Origin of the sequence: Parasphingorhabdus sp. (assembly GCF_036964565.1) — a bacterium.
In the GTDB taxonomy this organism is placed as follows: domain Bacteria; phylum Pseudomonadota; class Alphaproteobacteria; order Sphingomonadales; family Sphingomonadaceae; genus Parasphingorhabdus.
The window spans coordinates 38181-58965 of sequence record NZ_JBALTN010000003.1; the positions used below are offsets into that span (position 1 = coordinate 38181).

The 20785-nt window shown below is 61.9% G+C and carries 23 protein-coding genes; 8 read left to right on the forward strand and 15 right to left on the reverse strand.

The window, feature by feature from the left end:
• The first annotated feature begins 187 nt into the window (after positions 1 to 187).
• Positions 188 to 877, forward strand: coding sequence for a DUF4167 domain-containing protein (locus V7650_RS04175; RefSeq protein ID WP_335654989.1), 690 nt, complete (start codon positions 188 to 190; stop codon positions 875 to 877).
• 124 nt (positions 878 to 1001) lie between these two features.
• Here the strand turns inward: V7650_RS04175 and ygfZ are convergent, their stop codons facing one another.
• The gene (gene ygfZ / locus V7650_RS04180; RefSeq protein WP_335654990.1) at positions 1002 to 1745 is read right to left on the reverse strand and encodes a CAF17-like 4Fe-4S cluster assembly/insertion protein YgfZ; all 744 of its coding nucleotides are present in this window, start codon (positions 1743 to 1745) and stop codon (positions 1002 to 1004) included.
• Between the two features lie 97 nt (positions 1746 to 1842).
• On the opposite strand from ygfZ, the gene pyrC reads away from it, so the two are divergent.
• Positions 1843 to 2892: a dihydroorotase gene (gene pyrC, locus V7650_RS04185; protein WP_335654991.1), complete on the forward strand. Its 1050-nt coding sequence runs from the start codon at positions 1843 to 1845 to the stop codon at positions 2890 to 2892.
• A gap of 13 nt (positions 2893 to 2905) precedes the next feature.
• On the opposite strand, the gene rarD is transcribed toward pyrC, so the two are convergent.
• Positions 2906 to 3826, reverse strand: coding sequence for an EamA family transporter RarD (gene rarD, locus V7650_RS04190; protein WP_335654992.1), 921 nt, complete (start codon positions 3824 to 3826; stop codon positions 2906 to 2908).
• A 74-nt stretch (positions 3827 to 3900) separates the two neighbouring features.
• Positions 3901 to 4161, reverse strand: a complete 261-nt coding sequence (locus V7650_RS04195) for a hypothetical protein (protein ID WP_335654993.1) — start codon at positions 4159 to 4161, stop codon at positions 3901 to 3903.
• Between the two features lie 50 nt (positions 4162 to 4211).
• Here V7650_RS04195 and V7650_RS04200 point away from each other — a divergent pair, with 50 nt between their 5' ends.
• The 3 genes from V7650_RS04200 to V7650_RS04210 all read left to right on the forward strand — a co-directional run bounded on the left by V7650_RS04200 (position 4212) and on the right by V7650_RS04210 (position 6054).
• Complete coding sequence (locus tag V7650_RS04200; RefSeq protein WP_335654994.1) at positions 4212 to 4763, forward strand: GNAT family N-acetyltransferase; 552 nt, start codon at positions 4212 to 4214, stop codon at positions 4761 to 4763.
• A 12-nt stretch (positions 4764 to 4775) separates the two neighbouring features.
• Entirely contained in the window at positions 4776 to 5213 is a 438-nt protein-coding gene (locus V7650_RS04205; protein ID WP_335654995.1) for a DUF1330 domain-containing protein, read from the forward strand.
• 112 nt (positions 5214 to 5325) lie between these two features.
• The gene (locus tag V7650_RS04210) at positions 5326 to 6054 is read left to right on the forward strand and encodes a hypothetical protein (protein WP_335654996.1); all 729 of its coding nucleotides are present in this window, start codon (positions 5326 to 5328) and stop codon (positions 6052 to 6054) included.
• 81 nt (positions 6055 to 6135) lie between these two features.
• On the opposite strand, the gene V7650_RS04215 is transcribed toward V7650_RS04210, so the two are convergent.
• The 8 genes from V7650_RS04215 to secB form a co-directional block, all read right to left on the reverse strand.
• Positions 6136 to 6906: an SDR family oxidoreductase gene (locus V7650_RS04215; protein ID WP_335654997.1), complete on the reverse strand. Its 771-nt coding sequence runs from the start codon at positions 6904 to 6906 to the stop codon at positions 6136 to 6138.
• 21 nt (positions 6907 to 6927) lie between these two features.
• Complete coding sequence (locus tag V7650_RS04220; RefSeq protein WP_335654998.1) at positions 6928 to 8175, reverse strand: cytochrome P450; 1248 nt, start codon at positions 8173 to 8175, stop codon at positions 6928 to 6930.
• An 18-nt stretch (positions 8176 to 8193) separates the two neighbouring features.
• Positions 8194 to 8535, reverse strand: coding sequence for a putative quinol monooxygenase (locus V7650_RS04225; protein ID WP_335654999.1), 342 nt, complete (start codon positions 8533 to 8535; stop codon positions 8194 to 8196).
• A gap of 13 nt (positions 8536 to 8548) precedes the next feature.
• Positions 8549 to 8959 (reverse strand): nuclear transport factor 2 family protein, encoded by a 411-nt coding sequence (locus V7650_RS04230; protein WP_335655000.1) that lies wholly within the window; start codon positions 8957 to 8959, stop codon positions 8549 to 8551.
• Positions 8960 to 9044: 85 nt separating this feature from the next.
• Positions 9045 to 10328, reverse strand: a complete 1284-nt coding sequence (murA, locus tag V7650_RS04235) for a UDP-N-acetylglucosamine 1-carboxyvinyltransferase (protein WP_335655001.1) — start codon at positions 10326 to 10328, stop codon at positions 9045 to 9047.
• 77 nt (positions 10329 to 10405) lie between these two features.
• A complete protein-coding gene (gene trpS / locus V7650_RS04240) occupies positions 10406 to 11401 on the reverse strand; it encodes a tryptophan--tRNA ligase (protein WP_335655002.1) in 996 nt (331 codons plus the stop codon).
• 4 nt (positions 11402 to 11405) lie between these two features.
• Positions 11406 to 12995 (reverse strand): murein biosynthesis integral membrane protein MurJ, encoded by a 1590-nt coding sequence (gene murJ, locus V7650_RS04245; protein WP_335655003.1) that lies wholly within the window; start codon positions 12993 to 12995, stop codon positions 11406 to 11408.
• A 22-nt stretch (positions 12996 to 13017) separates the two neighbouring features.
• The gene (gene secB, locus V7650_RS04250; RefSeq protein ID WP_335655004.1) at positions 13018 to 13560 is read right to left on the reverse strand and encodes a protein-export chaperone SecB; all 543 of its coding nucleotides are present in this window, start codon (positions 13558 to 13560) and stop codon (positions 13018 to 13020) included.
• Between the two features lie 302 nt (positions 13561 to 13862).
• On the opposite strand from secB, the gene V7650_RS04255 reads away from it, so the two are divergent.
• From V7650_RS04255 to V7650_RS04265, 3 genes are read left to right on the forward strand one after another with little or no spacing between them, the layout of a single operon-like run.
• The gene (locus tag V7650_RS04255; RefSeq protein ID WP_442955262.1) at positions 13863 to 14501 is read left to right on the forward strand and encodes a Tim44/TimA family putative adaptor protein; all 639 of its coding nucleotides are present in this window, start codon (positions 13863 to 13865) and stop codon (positions 14499 to 14501) included.
• Between the two features lie 25 nt (positions 14502 to 14526).
• Positions 14527 to 15828 (forward strand): murein transglycosylase A, encoded by a 1302-nt coding sequence (mltA, locus tag V7650_RS04260; RefSeq protein WP_335655006.1) that lies wholly within the window; start codon positions 14527 to 14529, stop codon positions 15826 to 15828.
• A gap of 2 nt (positions 15829 to 15830) precedes the next feature.
• Complete coding sequence (locus V7650_RS04265) at positions 15831 to 16391, forward strand: Smr/MutS family protein (RefSeq protein ID WP_335655007.1); 561 nt, start codon at positions 15831 to 15833, stop codon at positions 16389 to 16391.
• Positions 16392 to 16400: 9 nt separating this feature from the next.
• On the opposite strand, the gene dapE is transcribed toward V7650_RS04265, so the two are convergent.
• The 4 genes from dapE to yidC all read right to left on the reverse strand — a co-directional run bounded on the left by dapE (position 16401) and on the right by yidC (position 20756).
• A complete protein-coding gene (dapE, locus tag V7650_RS04270) occupies positions 16401 to 17528 on the reverse strand; it encodes a succinyl-diaminopimelate desuccinylase (protein ID WP_335655008.1) in 1128 nt (375 codons plus the stop codon).
• A 10-nt stretch (positions 17529 to 17538) separates the two neighbouring features.
• Positions 17539 to 18210, reverse strand: a complete 672-nt coding sequence (locus tag V7650_RS04275) for a glutathione S-transferase family protein (protein ID WP_335655009.1) — start codon at positions 18208 to 18210, stop codon at positions 17539 to 17541.
• 69 nt (positions 18211 to 18279) lie between these two features.
• Positions 18280 to 18900, reverse strand: a complete 621-nt coding sequence (gene yihA, locus V7650_RS04280; protein ID WP_335655010.1) for a ribosome biogenesis GTP-binding protein YihA/YsxC — start codon at positions 18898 to 18900, stop codon at positions 18280 to 18282.
• Positions 18897 to 20756 carry a membrane protein insertase YidC gene (gene yidC, locus V7650_RS04285; RefSeq protein ID WP_335655011.1) on the reverse strand — a complete coding sequence of 620 codons (1860 nt, stop codon included), beginning with the start codon at positions 20754 to 20756 and terminating at the stop codon, positions 18897 to 18899. The genes yihA and yidC overlap by 4 nt, the downstream gene beginning before the upstream one ends.
• Between the last annotated feature and the right edge of the window lie 29 nt (positions 20757 to 20785).

The following is a 20785-nucleotide window of genomic DNA, read 5'->3' on the forward strand; positions in this document are numbered from 1 at the left end:
AGGATTTCTGGCTTTTTCCCAATATCACTGGCCTGCCCCCATTGCGATAATGTTGCTGGTTTTCGGCGCGTGTTTGTTTTGTATGGGCCGTTGTGGACAAGTTGCCCGCAACGCAATCGCCACCAGAGTGTGGCTATGACTTGAGAAAGACCAAGTTTATTAACGACTTAAGGATACTCAAAAATTGATGAACAATCGTCAGCCTGGCCGCCGTGGGCGCGGCCGGAACACCAACAACCGTCCCCAGAGCAATCGTGGCGGCGGCGGATCGGATCGCGACAACCGGATCGACAACCGGACGCGCGGCAATGCCGTGCAGATGCTCGATAAATTCAAGAAAATGGCGCAGGATGCCCAGGTCAACGGTGACCGGGTCCAGGCCGAATATTATCATCAATTTGCCGATCACTATTTCCGGGTCAATGCCGACACCATGGCCCGCCGCGAAGAGCAGCGGGTTGCGCGCGAGGAACCGCGCGGCGACAACCGTTCGGACAATCGCGGCAACAGCAACGGCCACGACGATGACAGCGACTATGACGACGACGCTCCGCGCGGTCGTTCGCAGCAGTCCCAGCCCGGTCGCCAGAAACGCGATGATCGCAACGATCATGATGATCGCGATGATCAGAACAATGGCGATACCGTTGAAGCGGCGGAAGAAAAGAAACCTGTCCGCAGCCGGCGTCCCCGGAAGGCGGACAATGGCGCGGCCCGCGACGATTCTGCGGAAAAGAACGGCGGAAGCAACGGCCTTGATGCCAGCGCCCTGCCGCCCGCGATTTCGAAATCAGCCGAGGTCGAGGTCGAGAAGAAGCCGGCACGCAAGAAGCGGGTGATGAAGCCGCGCGCGACCGAAGAAAGCGACGCCGCCTAAGCCGACTTCAGGTCAAAGCGATGAACGGGGCGCTGCTGCCATAGCTGGCAGGCGCCCCCCATCGCACCGGATCTCGCTAGCCTGTGCCATTGCCTGCACGATCAGGCGCCGGGCGCGATGCCCCTCATTCCGGAGCTATCGCCTGCGCCAGCCAGTCGGGCAGATCGCGTCCCCGGATATCCTCCACCCGCCGATGCTCTACCGACAGCCCGTAGGCGGGATAGGCGAGGCGCTGCCGCTTGTCGTCGGCTTCGCTGATCGGCACCACCACCATGCGCCGGTTGACCTTCTGGCGATAGTTCATGCGGGCGGTATTTTCTTGGCCGACATAGCAACCCTTGGCAAAGCTGACCCCGCCCAGTTCAGTGGCATTGCATTCCAGCCACAGGGTCTTGTCGCTGCCCAGCTCGGCCTGTCCCTCGGTAACGCCGAGCGAAAGGCGATGCTGCCGGTATGCATCGTCCGCCCCGGCAGCATGTGCCGCCGCGCCGAGCCACCGGTGCCCGATCGCAGGCAGGCGCGGATCAACGGGTTTGTCGGCTGCCTTCAGGGCCCAGTGCACGGCAAGCGAATCATCCAGACCAATTTCGATCTTGCGGCGCAACCGGTACAGCTTCAGTCGCTTGACGAGGGCATCCGCCTGCTCTGCCTCGCAGTCGATCAGGATGTCATCGCCGTCGACCCAAAGGAAAAAGTCGAACAGGAGCTTTCCCTGCGCGGACAGCAGTGCCGACCATTGCGGCGCGTCGGGTGCCACCGCCATCATGTCCTGCGTCACCAGTCCCTGCAGGAACGCGCGGATATCTTCGGATCCGTCGGTCGCGGAAAGCCGGATGACGGCGCGATCATTAAGTCTGGTTTCGGTCATGCCATTTAGGTAGGGGTTTGCGAACAGAAAACCAACCCGCTCGCACCCGGCTTGCCGAAATAGGTGCCGTAACGGGTGCCGGAACACGGAACCGCACATGACCGACAACCAGGACCGCATCACCATCCGCCGCCCCGATGACTGGCATGTCCACCTGCGCGACGGCGCGATGCTGGCGGCGGTGGCACATTTTACCGCGCGGCAGTTTGCCCGGGCCATTGTCATGCCCAACCTGTCACCGCCGGTGACCAGCGCGGCCAGCGCCGCCGCCTATCGTGACCGGATCATCGCGGCATTGCCGGAGGGAGCCGACTTTACCCCGCTGATGACCTGCTATCTCACCGATGACGCGGATGCCGACGATATCGCTTCCGGCCATGCGGCGGGCATCTATACCGCGGCCAAGCTCTATCCGGCGAACGCGACCACCAACAGTGCCCACGGGGTGACCGACGTGACCCATATCATGCCGGTGCTGGAACGGATGCAGACGATCGGCATGCCGCTGCTCGTCCATGGCGAGGTTACCGACGGCGAGATCGATATCTTTGATCGCGAGGCGGTGTTCATCGATCGCGTACTCGAAAAGCTGATCCGCGACCTCCCCGGCCTGAAAATCGTGTTCGAGCATATCACGACGGAGCAGGCGGTGCAGTTCGTCGACAGCGCCGGGCCCAATATCGGCGCAACGATCACGCCGCATCATCTGCATATCAACCGCAACGCGATGTTCGCCGGGGGCATCCGTCCGCATGCCTATTGCCTGCCGGTGGCCAAGCGCGAACGGCACCGGCTGGCGCTGCGCAAGGCGGCGACCTCCGGTTCGGCCAGCTATTTTCTCGGCACCGACAGCGCGCCGCACGAAATCGCTGCCAAGCAGTCGGCCTGCGGCTGTGCTGGCATCTTCAACGCGCCTTATGCGCTGGAAAGCTATGCCGCCGTGTTTGCCGAAGAAAATGCGCTCGCCCGGCTGGAAGGTTTCGCCTCCGAGCACGGCCCCGATTTTTACGGATTGCCGCTCAACGAGGGCAGGGTGACGCTGGAACGCATAGACGGTTCGATTCCCGACCAGATCGAATCTTCGGGGTCAACGCTGGTTCCGTTTCACGCTGGTTCCGCCTTGCCCTGGCGCCTTGCGGCGGACTGAGCCGTCAAGCGGTTCAGAGGGATGGCAGCGCTCGGGCGGCCTTGCCGGCACGGTAGGAATCGGTGGAGAAAAGCGCGAGACTGATCCAGATAAGCAGGAAGCAGACCATGTGCGACAGGGTCACGGCTTCCCGATAGACAAATACCCCGATCAGAAACTGGATCGTCGGTGCCAGATAGTTGAGCAGACCGATCGCGGCGAGGGTCATTTTCTTGACCGCGGATGCAAACAGCAGCAGCGGGATGGCGGTGACGATGGAACCGCCGATCAGCAGCAGGTCAATCGTCCGGTCATCGCCAAAATGCTGGTCGGAACCGGAAGCCGGGACGTTGAAGGTCAGCCAGATCAGCAGCAGCATGAAGGGAAGGAACAAGAGGCCCGTCTCCGCCGTCAGCCCGGTTATCGGTCCGATCTCGGCAATCTTGCGGACCAGGGCGTAGCAGCTCCAGGATGCGGCCAGCGCGAGGCTGATCCAGAGTGTGTCGAGCGCCTGCATCGCCAGGACGGAAACGCCCACAGCGGCGATCGCGATGGCGATCCATTTACTGCGGGAAAGGGTCTCTCCCAGAAACAGCCTTCCCATAAGGACGGTCATCAGCGGGCTGATGAAATAGCCGAGACTGGCCGCCAAGATATGATCCTCGTGCACCGCCCAGACGTAGATCAGCCAGTTGGCTGCGATCAGGCAGGAACTGGTCAACATCAGCCAGCGCAACTTCCGGTCTCTGGCAGCAGCAACCAAGCTCGCGAAATTCTTGCGGAAATAGAGGATGAGCAGCAGCAACGGCACCGACCAGACGATGCGGTGGCTGACGACTTCCAGGGCATCCACATTCTGCAGCAGTTTGAAATAGACCGGCATCAGCCCCCAGGAGAGGCAGGCAATCAGCGCTTGGATAAGACCGATTCGGCTACTGGAAAGTCCGCTGAACATCGGTCTGCGCTTAAGCGCAGCGCCGCGGTCCGGCAATCAAGAAAAGCTATCGCCGGGAAAACCCGAACGCCCTGCTAGATGATGCCTCCACCGATCCACAGCCGGAGCATGCATATGGCCATCACGATCAGGCAGAAATACATGCCGCTGGTACGCGATGAGATCAGGCCGAACAGGGCACCGATCCCCGCGAACGGAAGGATCAGCCAGTTGGTCCAGCCGAGCAGCGGCACCAGCCCGATGAAGGACAGAACGAGCGCGATAGCGCCGATGAGCAGGGAGATCAGATTGAACATGAGTGTATTATAAGCATAGTGCACTGTGATTTCAAGCATTTGCAAATCGGCATGCGCATAGTAGGTTCTTCCGGCAAGGGAGAATGGCCGTGAGGATCGACGATATCAGACTTGAAACCGAGCGGCTGATCCTGCGTCCGCCGAGTGCAGACGATTTCGAAGATTGGGCAGCCTTTCAGGCAGATGAAGACACAATGGCACATATCGGCGGAACGAAAAGTCGCGCTGAATCATGGCGAAGTCTGTGCGCCATGGTTGGCGCATGGCATGTCGGCGGTTTCGGGATGTTCTCGCTTATTCTAAAGGATAGCGGCCAGTGGATCGGTCGGATCGGACCCTGGCACCCCGAGGGCTGGCCCGGCACCGAGGTGGGTTGGGCGGTAGCGCCCGGATATGCCGGAAAAGGCTATGCGCTCGAAGCGGCGGTGGCGAGCATGAACTATGCGGTCGACGTGCTGGAGTGGGATGATATCTGCCACACGATTCATCCAGCGAACTCTGCCTCGATCCGGCTGGCGGAGCGCCTCGGTGCCAGCAATCGTGGTCCGACGCAATTGCCAGCACCGTTTCAGGACGCGCGTGTTGACGACTGGGGGCAATCTCGCGAACAGTGGCAACAGAACAGAAAACAGTTTCAATAGGAGCGCATGAGCATGGCTGAAGACCGGTATCTCGACCCGACCCGCGAAAGTTTCGACGCATTCAAGGCGCTGCCGCGCGATGTACCGATCAACATGCTCAACCTGCTTCGTTTCCACGAATCGGCGCAATATCCGGATGATCATCCGAACGCCGGCAAGGGCTGGAGCGGCGCCCGCGCCTATCGGGAATATGGCAAGACCAGCGGCCCGATATTCGAACGGGTCGGCGGCACCATCATCTGGCGGGGACAGATGGAATGCATGGTGATCGGTCCCGACGACAAGCAATGGGATTCATCCTTCATCGCACGCTATCCGAACAGCGGTGCGTTCATGGAAATGGTCACCGATCCGGAATATCAGAAGGCCGTGGTCAACCGCCAAGCCGCGGTGCTGACGTCGCGGCTGATCCGGTTTGGCGAAGTCGGTGGGCCAGACACGTTCGGGTGAATCCCGAAACGGGACAAGAGGTTAACGAATAGTCACCGGATTAACCAGTTTCCCTAACGAAATATTAACGCTTTTTGGTGCAGATGTTCCGGTAAATTCAGGAGCATTTCGCATGTCAAAGATCACCCGTTCCCTTTTGCTGTCGGCTGCGGCCTTTGCGCTGCCCTTGTCGCTGGCCGCTTGCGGCAGCAACGAAACCAGCGATGAGGAACTGGCGAAGCTGGACGACAACCTGACCTCCGATCCGGCGATGAACGACGCACTGGAAGATGCGATCCTCGTCGATCCCGATCTTACCGACCAGGCCAATCGCAACGCCATTCGCGGGGCCAACGGTGCTGCCGACGGATCGGTGCCTCCGGGTACCGGCGAGGATGGCAGCGCCGCTGCCAAGGCCGCGCTGGGCGGGAAAATGATGAGTGCGCCGGCGCCCAAGCAAATGACCTCGGACGACGAAGCGTTGACGCTGGGAGACAAGGCCGAACTGCAGGAAGCGCGCAGCAACAAGCCGGTCTGCAAGGACAAGCTGACCTACGACATGGGCTGGGCAAGCAAGATGCCGCCGGAATTTGCGGTCTATCCGAAAGCCAGCTTGCAGGAAGCGGCGGGCAAATGCGACCTGCGCGTGGTCAGCTTTACCACCGCCACGCCGATCAAGAATATCGTCGATTATTATTATACCCGCGCCAAGCGCGGTGGCTATGACGCCGAATATCTGTTGCGCGGCAGCGAGCATGTGCTGGGCGGTTCCAAGCCGAACCAGTCCGATGCCTATGTGATCACCCTGAACGAGCGTTCGGGTGGCGGCACGGTCGTGGATATCGTGGCGAACAACCGCTAGCGGACAGGATCAAGCCGGACTTCGTATTTCAACCGGTCCGGTGATCAAGGGTGGCCCGCTCCGGCCGCCCTTTTTTTGCCATCATTCGCGGTAGCTGCCGCCGCCGTCGACGGTGACATCATTGGCAGTGGTGAAGCTGCTGAGATCGCTGGCCAGCCAGATCATGGCGTTGGCGACTTCCACCGCCTGGCCGACGCGGTTGATCGGATGGTTGCGGTTGAACAGTTCGACCGCCTCGTCATGCGGACCCGGATAGGCGGCGAGATAGCGCTGGTACATCGGCGTGTCGATCGCGCCGGGGTGGACGGTGTTGACCCGCACCGGATATTTTTCGGCGGCGCAGTGCAGAGCGAGCGACTTGCTGAGCGCGGTGACCGCCGCCTTGCTGGCGCTATAGGCGGCGAATTGCGCGCCCGGGCGCATCGCCAGCATCGAGCCGATATTGACGATCGCGCCGTCTTCGCCGCTTTCTACGATCGCCGGCAGGCCGACGCGGCAGCCATAGAAAGTGCCCTGCAGATTGATGTCGATGGTGCGGTTCCAGCTGTCCAGATCAACCTCGTCGACCGATCCGGGTTCGGAAATGCCGGCGACGTTGAACAGGGTGGTCAGCTTGCCAAAGCGCTGCTTCGTGGCATCGACCGCGGCCTGCCACTGGTCGAGATTGCGGACGTCCAGTTCGACCGCGTCGGCGCGCTCGCCCAGAGCGGCGGCATGTTCCCTGGCCTTGTCGATCTGGATGTCGGCCAGCATCACCGAGCCGCCCTCCTCGATCACCCGCTGTCCGGCGGTCCCGCCAATGCCTTCCGCGCCGCCCGAAATCAGCGCGACCTTGCCGTCCATCATGCCCATGTCCTGTTCCTGTCTACCGATCTATTTCTTGTCGAACAGGATCGGCAGATTGGCCAGCCCCCGCAGCATCATGTTCGGCGGATAGCGCAGCTCCGCGCCTTCCGGGATCCGGATATTGTCGATCCGCTTGGCGAACTGCTGGAAGGACACGGTCATTTCCTTGCGCGACAGCATGTTGCCGACGCACATGTGGATGCCCTTGCCGAACGCCAGATGGGTGCGCGCATTCTTGCGGTCGACGCGGAATTCATTCGGATTTTCAAACTGCTTGGGGTCGCGGTTGGCGGCATGATAGCGCATCATCACCATCGCGCCCTTGGGTAGCATCACGCCGCCCAGCTCGGCGTCGCGGTGCATCACGCGCCAAATGCCGGAGGAGCCGCTCGACATGCGCAGAACTTCCTCGACCGCATTGGGGATCAGCGAGGGGTCGTCCTGGATCTTCCTGTACTGGTCCGGATTGGTGGCGAACAGCCGCATGCCCTCGGCCAGCGCGGCGGTGGTGGTCTCGTTGCCGGCGACCATCAGCTGCTGCACGATCGACAGCGATTCGGCGTCATCAAGCGGCCGTTCGCCATCGACCTGCGCGTTGACCAGATCGGAAAGAATATCGCTTTTCGCTTCCTTGCGGCGTTCGTCCATATTGGCCTTCAGCGCGTGCTGATATTCGACCACCTCGCGCTCGGTTTCCAGTTGCCGCTCGCGGGTCATCATGCCGGAGAGGCGGTCGACGAAGGCATTGGTCCAGCGCTTGATCGTGCCGGCGTCGGCGACATCGAGCCCCAGCTGCACCGCGATCGTGCGGACCGGCATCGGAATCGCATATTCCTCGACAAATTCGCACGCGCCCTTGTCGATGAAATTGTCGATCAGTTCGTTCGACATTTCGCGCATGCTGTCTTCCAGCTTGTTGACCTTGGGCATCGAGAAAGCGAGATTGACCAGCTTGCGGAAGCGCGTGTGCACCGGCTGGTCGGCGGTCAGCAGGGTGTTCACCTGCGGCCAGCCTTTCGACTGGATCGCCTGCAGCTCCTCGTCATTTTTCAGCTCTTCCTCGGTCTTCCCGCCGGAAAGCAGAGCGTTGAAATTGTTGGAAAAGTCATCGAGGCGGCCGACCGCTTCCGAGATCAGGTCATAGTCCAGCACGACATAGGTGCCGCTGGCCTCGTCGAAGAAGACCGGGCTTTTGGCGCGCTTTTCCTCATAGAAATCAAACGGGTCCACCAGCACATCCGGCTGGAACAGCGATTTGGATACGGCTTCGTTCATGGCAAATTCCTGTTCAGATTAGTCAAAGGCCGGGGTCGGCTTGCCTTCGGCGTTGTAGACCGGCCCCTCGGCATCCACCCGATATTTGGCGCTGACCGCGTTGATCAGGCCGAAGCTGCCGATATGGGCGAGCATGCTGGCATAATGGACATCCCCGAAATGCTGGGCCAGCGCCTCTTCGTCGGTCCATTCCTCGAACACCTCGATGCGCGACGGATTGTGCAGGTCGGCGGCCCAGCTGTAGCAGAGGCATCCTTCCTGGCTCAGCGCACCGTCGATATAGGGCTGCGCCTGCTTCAGGCATTCTTCCCGCGTCGCCGGATCCACATCGATATGCGCCGCGATCAGTATTTTGGCCATGCTTCCAATTCCCCTAGAGCTTGTTGCCGCCGAACTGGGCGACGACGTTGAATATGCGCTTGCTGTACAGCCACTGGCCGTCGATCTTGACGAATTCATCATCATAGCGCCCGCCAGCCACCCGCGGCTCGCCCTTCTCGACCAGTATTTCGTGGGTCTGGTAGCGGCCGGACGCGGTGTCGCCGGTCACTTGCAGGCTGGCGGGTATCCCGAGAAAGCTGACCGCATCGAACTGGCCCATGGCGCCGTTCCAGAGATTGACGATATTCTCGCGGCCGATGACTTCGGTGCCCATCAGCGACCAGACGGCGTCTTCGGTCCAGAGCGCGCCCCAGTCATCGGGGTCCTTGCGCAGCACCGCATCGCAATAGGCGTCGTGCAATTCCCGGATCGCCAGCCGGTCTTCTATCGGTCCTGAAAACATGGTCCCGTCCTCTCCTTTTATTGGAGCGAACTACACGGCAAAAATGGCGGAAAGACAAGCTGCCATAAGTGCTAGCGGGTGCCTGTTAGTCGCCGCTGATTCGCTCGATATCGGCGCCGACGGCAGCGAGTTTTTCTTCCAGCCGCTCATAGCCGCGGTCGAGATGGTAGATGCGCTGCAGCCGGGTTTCGCCTTCTGCTGCCAGCCCGGCGATCGCCAGGCTCATCGAGGCGCGCAGGTCGGTCGCCATCACCGGCGCACCGGTGAGTTTCTTGACACCCCGGACCACGGCGGTGCGGCCCTTGGTCTCGATATCCGCACCCATCCGGTTGAGCTCGGGTACGTGCATGTAGCGATTTTCGAAAATCGTTTCGGTCAGCACGCTGGCCCCGTCGGCCATGCACAGCATCGCCATCAGCTGCGCCTGCATGTCCGTCGCCAGGCCTGGATAGGGAGCGGTCGACAGGGTGAGGGGACGGAGTTTGCCATCGGAGGCGACCCGGATGCCCTTGGCATGCGGTTCGACCGACAGGCCGGCATGGCGCAGCGCATCCAGCGTGGCTTCCATTTCATCGGCCCGCGCGGCCAGCAGGTCGACCTCGCCACCCGCCAGACCAACGGCGCAGGCGTAGCTGCCCGCCTCGATCCGGTCCGACATCACGCGATAGGTGCAGCCGTGCAGCCGGTCGACACCGGAGATGGTCAGGGTAGAGGAGCCAATGCCCTCGATCTCGCCGCCCATGGCGACCAGCATGTTGCACAGGTCGACAATTTCCGGCTCCCGCGCGGCGTTCCTGAGGATGCTGGTACCATTGGCGAGCACTGCCGCCATCAGCGCATTTTCGGTGGCACCGACCGAGACCACCGGGAAGGTGAAGTCGCCGCCGGGCAGGCCGCCGTCGGGCACGCGCGCGATGACATAGCCGCTGGTTGTTTCGATCGTGGCGCCGAGCGCCTCGATGGCTTTCAGATGCAGGTCGATCGGCCGGTTGCCGATAGCGCAGCCACCTGGCAGCGAGACCCGGCATTCGCCGGCGCGGGCCAGCAGCGGTCCCAGCACCAGGATCGAGGCCCGCATCTTGCGGACGATATCATAGGGTGCTTCGGTCGAGGTGATCCGGCCGGCCTTGAGCGTCATCACCCGGCCGAAATCCTCCGGCCGCGCGCCTTCGATCGTCGTGGAGACGCCGAGCTGGTTGAGCAGATGGCCGAAACTGTCGACATCGGCCAGCCGCGGCAGATTGCGCAGCGTGACCGGCTCGTCGGTGAGCAGCGCGCAGGGCAGCAGGGTGAGGGCGCTGTTCTTGGCGCCGGAAATCGGAATGGTGCCGGACAGCTTGTTGCCGCCCCGTATCGAGATAATATCCATGGTCCAGCATTTACCGCAAATGGCGAGACAGGCAAGCCTCTTGCGCCGGATGCAACCGCGGATCCTGTCGGAAAAGATTAGTCGCGCAGCAATCCCAGCGCCGCATAGGCGGCTTCGACCGTCGGACGGGCCAGCGCCGAGGCCTTCTCCGAACCCTTGCTCAGGATCGCGTCGATCGCATCCCCGTCCTGGCGTAGTTGCTCGAACCGCTGGCGGATCGGCGACAGGGTGCTGACCGCAAGATCGGCAAGCGCCGGCTTGAAATCGCCAAAGCCCTTGCCGGCATAGTCGGCGAGCACGCTTTCCTGCGGCTGGTCGGCCAGCGCGGCGAAGATGCCGACGAGGTTTCTCGCTTCCGGACGATCGGCGAGATCGGCGAGATTGTCGGGCAGCGGCTCGGGATCGGTCTTCGCCTTCTTGAACTTGCGCGCGATCGTTTCGTCATCGTCGCTCATGTTGATCCGGCTGAGATCGGACGGATCGGACTTGCTCATTTTCGCATTGCCGTCGCGTAGGCTCATGATCCGGGCGGCGGTCTTGCCGATAAAGGGTTCGGGCAGGACGAAGGTCTCGGTGCCGGTGTCGCTGTTGAACTTTGATGCGATGTCGCGGGCCAGTTCCAGATGCTGCTTCTGGTCCTCGCCGACCGGCACATGGGTCGTCTGGTAGGCCAGCACGTCGGCGGCCTGCAGCACCGGATAGCCGTAGAGGCCGAGCGAGGCGCGCTGCTTGTGCTTGCCGGATTTTTCCTTGAACTGGGTCATCCGGTCGAGCCAGCCCATCGGCGTGTTGCAGATCAGCAGCCAGGCGAGTTCGGCATGGGCGGGGACGCGGGCCTGGTTGAACAGGATCGACCGGTCCGGATCGACTCCGGCGGCGACCAGCGCGGCGACCATTTCGCGGCAATTGGCGGCTAGTTCGGCGGGATCATTGTGCACCGTGATCGCGTGCAGGTCGGCGAGAAAGAACAGGCACTCGCCTTCGTCCTGCATCTTCACCCAGTTCTTGATCGCGCCCAGATAATTGCCGAGATGGAGATTACCCGTGGGCTGGATGCCCGAGACCGTACGCATTGTATCAACTTCCTTCGCTCGCGGCCTCTTCCGCCGCTTTCTTTTTCGTCAGCATGGTGATCTTGTCGCGATCGATCGCACCGGTCAGCCATGCGAGCGCGGCATAAACCAGTCCGCCGACACTGACCAGAGCGGTGATCGACCCGATTCGCTGCGCCATCGTGCCATCATAGAGTCCCTCGCCGATCGGCGCAGCATAGATCAGCACCGCTGCCATGCCGGCCGCCGACAGCGTGATCCGGCCGATCCGCAGCAACAGTGTCCATTCGAGATGAAAATGCCCGCGTCTATGAAGCATCGTGTACAGCATTGCGCAATTGCACCATGCCGCAATCGCGCCGGCGAAGGCGAGGCCCTGAATGCCGTAGACCGGGATCAGCAGCAGGTTGAGCGCGATATTGACCAGCAGCGAAATGGCGGCGGTATAGACCGGCGTCTTGGTATCCTTGCGAGCGAAAAAGCCTGGGATCAGGACCTTGACCAGCACATAGGCGGGCAGTCCGACAACCAGAGCAGCGACTACGGCAGAGGTCGTCTGGCCGTCGGCAGGGGTGAAATTGCCGCCGACATAGAAAGAGGTGACCAGCGGCCCGGCGGCAAAGAACAGCGCGATGGCCGCCGGAATGGTCAGCAGCATGCCGAGCTCGATGGCGTTGCTCTGCAAGCGTTGTGCGCCCCCCTGGTCGTTCTTGGCGATGAAACGCGACAGCGCCGGCAGGATCGCGGTGCCCAAGGCAATGCCGATGATTCCCAGCGGCAGCTGGTTCAGCCGGTCGGCCATCGCCAGGTAGACGAACGATCCTTCCGGCAGGCGTCCGAGGAAGAACAGGTCGATGAACCGGCTGATCTGGTAGATGCCGGCACCGAATACGGCCGGCAGGATCAGGATTCCCAGTTCCTTCACGTCGGCATTGAAGCGCGGCATTTTCAGCGGAAAGCGGAACCCGGTCTTGCGTGCCCAGTAATAGAGCCAGAGCATCTGCACGAGGCCGGCCGTCGCCACGGCCAGCGCCAGGAAATAGGCGGTCTGGCGCGGATCGCTCCCGTCGTTGAAAATATAGGCAGCGAGCAGCGCGGTAATCATGCAGATATTGAGCATGATCGGCGCTGCCGCCGCCGCAGCGAACCGGCTGAGCGAATTGAGTATCGCCGCGAACAGGGTGGTGACGCTGATCAGGCCGAGATAGGGAAAGGTGATGCGGGCCAGCGAAATCGAAAAGTCGCTGGTCCTTCCGCCGCGTCCGAAATCGTCGATCAGCCAGATGATGCCCGGCATGACGAGCATCATGATGGCGGAGAACAGCAGCAGCAGCGGCACGAAGACCGACAGGACTTCGATCACGAATGTCTGCGCCGCCGTGCGGTCGTCGTCCGCTTCGATCTTGCGGTTGAACAGCGGGACAAAAGCGGCCGAAAACGCGCCTTCGGCAAACAGCCGGCGGAAGATGTTGGGTAGCTGGAAGGCCAGCTGCCACGCATCGGCGGCGGCGCCGGCGCCCAGAATCCGGGCCAGCATGATGTCGCGGACAAAGCCGAATATCCGGCTGACCAGAGTCAGCCCGGCTATCGTTCCGGTGGATTTCAGCAGGTTCATGCCTGCCGCCTAGCGAGGGGACTTAGGCGTTACCAACGGGTTGCTCGCCCGATTGCTGTGCCGCCATCTGCTCGCGCTGCTGCATGTAGAGCGCGGTGAAATCAATCGGTTCCAGCAGCAGCGGCTGGAAGCCGGCATCGCGGACCGCCTCGGAAATGATCGCCCGGGCAAAGGGGAACAGCAGCCGCGGCGCTTCGGCGAACAGGAACGGATGCGCCTGTTCCTCGGTGATGTTGCGCAGGCCGAACAGGCCGCAATAGAGCAGTTCGATGGCGAAGGCGACGCCCTCGTCCGCCTTGGCGGTGACGTCGACTTTCAGCTCGACCTCGTGTATTTCGTCGGAAATCTGGGACGATCCGATATTGAACTGGACGTCGATCTGCGGCTGGCCCTGCCACTGGTAGACATCCGGCGCGTTGGGATTCTCGACCGACAGATCCTTCACATATTGTGAAATCATCCCGATTTGTGGCTGCGTGTCTGCGCCATTGGCAAGCGGGTCAGGCGTCGTTACATTCCCGTTTGGGTTTGCGTCGGATTCACTCTTGTCATTCTCGTCAGCCATCGGCCTGTCCTTTCGGAAAATCAGTCAAACATGTCATATGGCACATATTGCGCCGCCGAACGCAGCGCGCCTAGCAGGGGACGCAGTCAAGGGCAATCAAAGACTATGGTCCGGTCTGCAGCCCTGCCGGCCGGTGAATTTGTAAGCGCAGGTTCACGAATTGGCGGGTACAAAACTTGGACCAGTTGCGGCAAATCGGCTTTTTCGCGAATGCCATTTGAAACCAGCCCTGTTTCTGCCTATGTATAGGGCCAAAGAAATGATTGGATTCTGAAGTGACCATCGAAATTGTATTACTGGCCATGGTGGCAGCCTTTCTCGGCCTGCGTCTCTATTCTGTGCTGGGCAAGCGCAGCGGTCATGAGCAGGAACACATGCCCCGCAACATTGAACCGCGGGCGAATGAGCGCCGGACACTGGATGATACCAAGCCTCATGTTCCCGACATCGTCCCTGCGACTGCCGGCGCGCCGACGATGGTCTATGACAGCAGCGCCGAAGCCGACATGCGCGAAATCCTCGCCGCCGACCGCAATTTCGATGTCGGCCGGTTTGTCGAGGGTGCGCAGGCGGCCTATGCAATGATCCTCGAAGCCTTCTGGAAGGGCGACAAGGAAGAGCTGAAGTCGCTCTGCGACGATGATGTCTATGAAAGCTTCGTCGAAGCCATCGACGCGCGCGAAAAACGCGGTGAAATACTGGAAAATCAGCTGGTGCGAATCGACAGCGCGCGGATCTCGGCAGCCGAGTTCAACCGCCCGCTCGCGCGCATCACGGTGCAGTTCGATGCCGATATCGCTGCCGTGGTCAAGGACAAGAAGGGCAATCTGATCGGCGGCTCGCTGTCCGACGCTGCCGAAACCCACGATGTCTGGACCTTCAGCCGCGACCTTTCCAGCGCCGACCCCAACTGGCTGCTCGACGAAACCGATGAGGCCTGACCCGCGTACGTCGAGGGACAGCATCATGAAAATCGGCGCGCTTTTCGCGGCAATGACGATGGTCAGCGCCTGTTCGATGTCGATCATTCCCGAAGGCACGGCGCAAAGCCGCCCGGCCAGGTCGCAAGACGAATGGGTGACCGAAACGCGGCCGGACAGCACGCTGCAGCAACCGGTCCCGAACAACCGTGGCTCGTCGAGCTTTCAGCCGGTCAATCCTTCGCAGCTCGTGCAAATCGGCGATGACCCGACCCGCGCAACCGGTGCCGGCGTTGCTCTGGGCCCGGATATAGCCAGTCTCAACATCACGCCAGCGAAAGCCGCGGCGGCGCTGCAATCCTTCCGCACCAGCTGTTCCTCGCTGGTCCGCCGCGAGGACAACAGCGGCCTGACCAAGGGGACCGACTGGCAAATGTCCTGCGATGCCGCGCAGCGCTGGCCGGGCAATGACGCCGCGCAATTTTTCGCATCCTATTTCGAAGCGGTGCAGATCGGCGATGGCAAGGCTTTCGCCACCGGCTATTTCGAACCGCAGATAAACGGATCGCGCGTTCGCACCCAGCACCATCAGGTGCCGGTCTATCGCCGGCCGGACAATTTGCTGGACGTCGATCTCGGCCTGTTTTCCGAAGCGCTGAAAGACAAGCGCATCCGCGGCAAGATCGATGGCACGAAACTGGTCCCGTTCGAGGACCGGGCCCAGATCGACGATGGCGCGCTCGCCGGGCGGGGCCTGGAGATCGCCTGGGCCGAGGATTATATCGACCTGTTCTTCCTGCAGATCCAGGGCAGCGGCCGTCTCGCCCTGCCCGACGGATCGATCATGCGGATCGGCTATGCCGGCCAGAATGGCCAGGATTATACCGGCATCGGCAAGGTCATGCGCGAACGGGGTCTGCTCGCCGACGGCAAGACCAACATGCAGGGCATCGTCGAATGGCTGCGCGCGAATCCACACGAGGGCATGAAGATCATGCGCGAGAACAAGAGCTACGTCTTTTTCAACGAGCTGACCGGCCCCGGGCCGCTGGGCGCGATGGGCCACCCGGTGGTCGCCCGCACCTCGGTAGCGGCCGATCGGCTGTTCGTGCCGCTCGGCGCGCCGGTCTTTCTCGACATGGCCCATGATATTGCCGACGGCCTCTGGGTCGCGCAGGACACCGGCGGGGCGATCAAGGGCGCCAACCGCTTCGACACCTTCTGGGGCGCGGGCGAGCAGGCGTCGCAGATTGCCGGCGGGATGGCGTCCAACGGACAGGCGCTGCTGTTTCTGCCCAAGGGCACGGTTGCCAGGCTCGTCGATGCGCGCCGAAATCCGGGACAGTAGCCATGGCGGACCGGCCCCTTACCGCCGGTGAAAAGGCGCTCTGGCAAAAGGTCATCGAGACGGTCGAGCCGCTCGAAAAGGAAAGTGTGAAGCGGATCGAGCGGCTTCCCGTGGCCAGGAGGCCCCGCGATCTGTCTGGTCCGATTACGGCCGAAAGCTTTGGCGGACAATCTGCCGGTGCCGTCCCGCTGCGCGACCAGAAGCCGGTGCCGACGCGCCACGGGCTGGATGGCGGCTGGGATCGCCGTCTGGCCAAGGGCATGGTCCAGCCCGATGTCACGGTGGACCTGCACGGCTATACGCTGACCTCCGCCCACGGCCGGCTGGACAGCGCGCTGGAGCTCAGCATCGCTGCCGGCCATCGCGCGATTTTGCTGATCACCGGCAAGGCGCGCAACGACGACGAGCGGCGCCGCGAAGGAGGGCGCGGTGCAATCCGGGCGGCGATTTCCGACTGGCTGGCAGCGTCGCGGCATCATGCGCATATTGCCACGGTGCGGCGGGCCCATCCGCGGCACGGCGGGGCAGGGGCTCTCTATATCATCCTGCGGCGTCGCCGCTGAACCCTGCGATCAGGCCAGCGCCCGCGCGGTTATCTTTGCAAAAATCGTCGCCAGCTGTTCGAGATCGGCCACCGCCACCGCTTCGTCCAGCTTGTGCATCGTCGCGTTGCACAGGCCGAACTCGACGACCGGCATGATCTTCGCCAGAAAGCGGGCATCGGATGTGCCGCCGGAGGTCGACAGTTCAGGCTCGACACCGGTCACTTCGCGGATCGCGCCCGCGACGATATCCGAAAATGCGCCCGGCGGGGTGAGAAAGGGTTCGCCGGAAATCACCGGCCTCAGTTCGCCGCCGTGCCGTTCGACGATTTCCCGGACCAGGACGCCCAGGCTTTCCCCCGTGTGCCGGTCGTTGAAGCGGATCGACAGGCGGCCCTCGGCCTTTGCCGGGATGACATTGTGCGCCGGATTGCCGACGTGCAGGTCGGTAAACTCGATATTGCTCGGCTGGAACCAGTCGGTACCCTCGTCGAGCCGCAGCGCGTCAATCTCGCTGAGGATCTTGCCCAGCCTGGTGATCGGATTGTCGGCATTTTGCGGATAGGCGACATGGCCCTGCATGCCGTGCACAGTGATCCACATGTTGACCGAGCCGCGCCGCCCGATCTTGATCATGTCGCCGAGCCGGCGGACCGAGGTCGGTTCGCCGACCAGGCAGAGGTCGGGCACGATGTCGCGTTCGGCCATATGGTCCATCAGCGCCAGAGTCCCGAACCGCGCCGGGCCTTCCTCGTCGCCGGTGATGATCAGGCTGATCGTACCGAGGTCGGCCGGAAGATGGTGCAGCGCGGCGACGAAGGCGGCAATGCTGCCTTTCATGTCGACGGCGCCGCGTCCGTGCAGCAGGTCGCCGCGCACCTCCGGCACGAACGGATCGGTCAGCCAGCCCTCGCCGGGCGGCACGACATCTAGATGGCCGGCATAGGCGAAATGGCGCGAGCCGGCGGGACCCATGCGGATGGCGAACAGGTTTTCCACGGGACCGTCCGGCGCCTCGCCGGCAATGAAACGCGTCACTGCAAAACCGAGCGGCTCCAGCATCGCTTCCATGACATCAAACACGCCGCCGCTGGCGGGCGTGACGCTTGGCTGCGCAATCAGTCGCTGGGCGAGATCGAGAGCGGTCGGCACCGTCATCGGCCGCCGCTCAGGCGTCTGCCGCTTCCGGCTGTTCCAGCCGTTCGATCACCCACGGCTCTTCCTCGGCCGCTTCCATCCATTGGGCGGTCCATTCGTGATCGAGGATCGTCTGCATATAGCTGGTGGCAAAGCCGGGCAGACGGAATCCGTACGTCTGGAAGCGCGACACGACCGGCGCGTACATGATGTCCGCCGCGCCGTAGGTGCCGAACAGAAATGGTCCGCCGCTGCCGAAGCGCGCCCGCGCCTGCGCCCAGAGTTCGATAACGCGGGCGGCATCCGCCCGGACCTCGTCGCTGAACGCCAGGCCGTCGTATATTTTCCGCGTGTTCATCGGGCACTGGCGGCGCAGCGCTATGAAGCCGGAATGCATTTCTGCCGCCATCGACCGGGCCATGCCGCGGGCGGTCTCGTCCTTGGGCCAGAAGCGGTCGCGGTGGGTCTTGTCGGCGAGCCAGTCGATGATCGCGAGGCTGTCCCAGACCACGGTCTCGCCATCCCACAGGATCGGGACCTTGCCGCCCGATGGCGCGAAATTCTCCCCTGCCCGGACATGGTCCCAGTCGTCGCCATAGAGCGGCACGGTCAGTTCCTCGAACGACACGCCCGATTGCTTGCAGGCGAGCCAGCCGCGCATCGACCAGCTGGAATAGGCCTTGTTTCCGATTATCAATTTCATAAAAAGCCCCATAACCAAATATGATCGGCGGTGTCGAGCAATGGTTCGCCGGGCACGGGTGCCGCGTCCTCAGCTCTGCACAGCCTCCAGAACCGCCAGACGCAGTTCGTCGATACCCTGTTTCTTTTCCGACGAGGTCAGCAGCAGGTCGGGATGCGCCGCCGGATGCTTCTTGGCGATCGCCGCAACCTTTTCCGCCGTCGCGTCCAGCTCTTCCTGCTTGACCTTGTCCGCCTTGGTCAGCACCACCCGGTAGCTGACCGCCGCCTTGTCGAGCATTTCCATCACTTCCTCGTCGACCGGCTTGATGCCATGCCGTGAATCGATCAGGACGAAGGTCCGTTTCAATACCGCCCGTCCACGCAGATAGTCGTTGATCAGAAAGCGCCATTTCTGGACCACCTTGGGCGGCGCCTTGGCAAAGCCATAGCCCGGCATATCGCAGATACGGAAGATCAGCGGCTCGCCGACGTCGAAAAAGTTCAGTTCCTGCGTCCGTCCCGGGGTGTTCGATGTCCGGGCGAGGCCGTTGCGGTTGGTCAGCGCGTTGATCAGCGACGACTTGCCGACATTGGAACGGCCGGCAAAGGCAATTTCCGGGACCTTCGGGTCGGGCAGGAACTGCAGCTGCGGCGCACTTTTCAGGAAAGTGATCGGTCCGGAGAACAGCTTCGGATGCAGCGGCGTCATGCCTCCGCCTTGTCAGCCGCTGCCTTGCGCGCCTTCTCTTCGGCTTCCTTGGCCATCATTTCCTTCATCTGCGGGTGGCGCGAATAGAGCCATTTCTGCTGGGCGATGGTCAGGATGTTGGAAACGGTCCAGTAAAGCTGCAGACCGGCGGCGAACGGCGCCATGATGAACACCAGGATCCAAGGCATGATGCTGAAGATCTGCTTCTGCATCGGATCCATCGGCGCGGGGTTGAGCTTGAACTGGAGGTGCATGGTGATGCCCATTAGGATCGGCAGGATGCCGACCGCGAGAAAGGTCGGCGGATCGAACGGCAGCAGGCCGAACAGGTTGACCGGAGTCAGCGGGTCGGGCGCGCTGAGATCCTGGATCCACAGGGCAAAGGGCTGGTGGCGCATCTCGATCGACAGCATCAGCACCTTGTAGAGCGCAAAGAAGATCGGGATCTGCAGGAAGATTGGCAGGCAGCCGGCGAGCGGATTGACCTTCTCGTCTTTGTACAGCTTCATGATTTCCTGCTGCTGCTGCTGCTTGTCGTCCTTGTGCTTTTCCTGGATCGCCTTCATTTTCGGCTGGACGGCGCGCATCTGCGCCATCGAGGCGAACTGCTTCTGGGCAATCGGGAACATGATCCCGCGGACGATGAACGTCATCAGGATGATCGCGACGCCAAAATTTCCGACCAGCTTGAACAGCCAGTTGAGCAGATAGAATAGCGGTTTTTCGAACCAGTAGAACCAGCCCCAGTCGATGGCACGATCCAGATTGCGGATGCCGTATTCTGCTTCATATTTTTCCAGCAGCGCGTTTTCCTTGGCACCGGCAAACAGGCGCGTGGTGGTATTGAGCTGCTGGCCCGGACCGACGATCTGCGGATTTTGTTTCGCGATCTCGGCCTGGAAAATATCGCCACCGCCGGACCGGAAACGGCCGTTGACGTCGGATATATTCTCCGGAATCAGTGCGCCCAGCCAGTATTTGTCGGTAAAGCCAAGCCAGCTGACTTCCTTGTCATAGGCATTGGTCCCGGCCACGGCCGAGGTTCCGAACAGGCTGGCAAAGAAGCCCGGCTCTTCACCGGCAACATTCTTGTAGTCGACATCGTAATTGGCCGCGCCTTCATAGACACCAACCGGGCCAGCATGGATGGTCCAGGTGCTGGCTTCGTTTGGAGGAATATTGTCGAGGTCCCGTTTCCGGTTGAGCAGGCCATAGGGGCGCACCGCAATCGGCCCGGCGCTGCGGTTGATGACGCTTTGTTCGCTGGTAATCAGATAGTCGGAGTCAACCGACAGCTTGATGGCATAGGTCTGGCCCGTTTCATTGGACCATTTCAGCGTGACCGGGCTGCTCGGGGTCAGCCGGCTGCCATCCGTCGACCAGACGGTATTGTCGTCGGGCACCGCGACACCTTCTCCGGCCCAGCCAAAGCGGCTGAAATAGGCGTCCTGCGTACCGGAGGGCGAAAACAGGCGCACCGGCTTGCTGTCCTTGCTCATGTCGACCGTGTGATCGGTGAGCGTCAGATCATCGATGCGTCCGCCCTTCAGGTTGATCGATCCCTGCAGGCGGGGCGTATCGATCAGCACGCGGGGGTTTTCCCGCAAAACCGTGGCGAGCGGGCGGATCTTGCCCGCATCGGCTGCGGCCGTGATCTCGGCGCTGCCCGTCGCCGGAGCGCTGCCGGAAGATCCGGTCGTGGCAGGAACCTGGTCGGTCGCGGGCACATTCGCCTGCTCCACCACTTCATTCTTGTTGGCCATGTCCGGGAAGAACTGTTCCATCAGCAGCGGCCAGCCGAACAGAATGATCCCGGTGAGCAGAACCGCCATGATGATATTACGCTTGTCGTCCACTATTTCGTCCCGCTTTCGGCCATATGTTG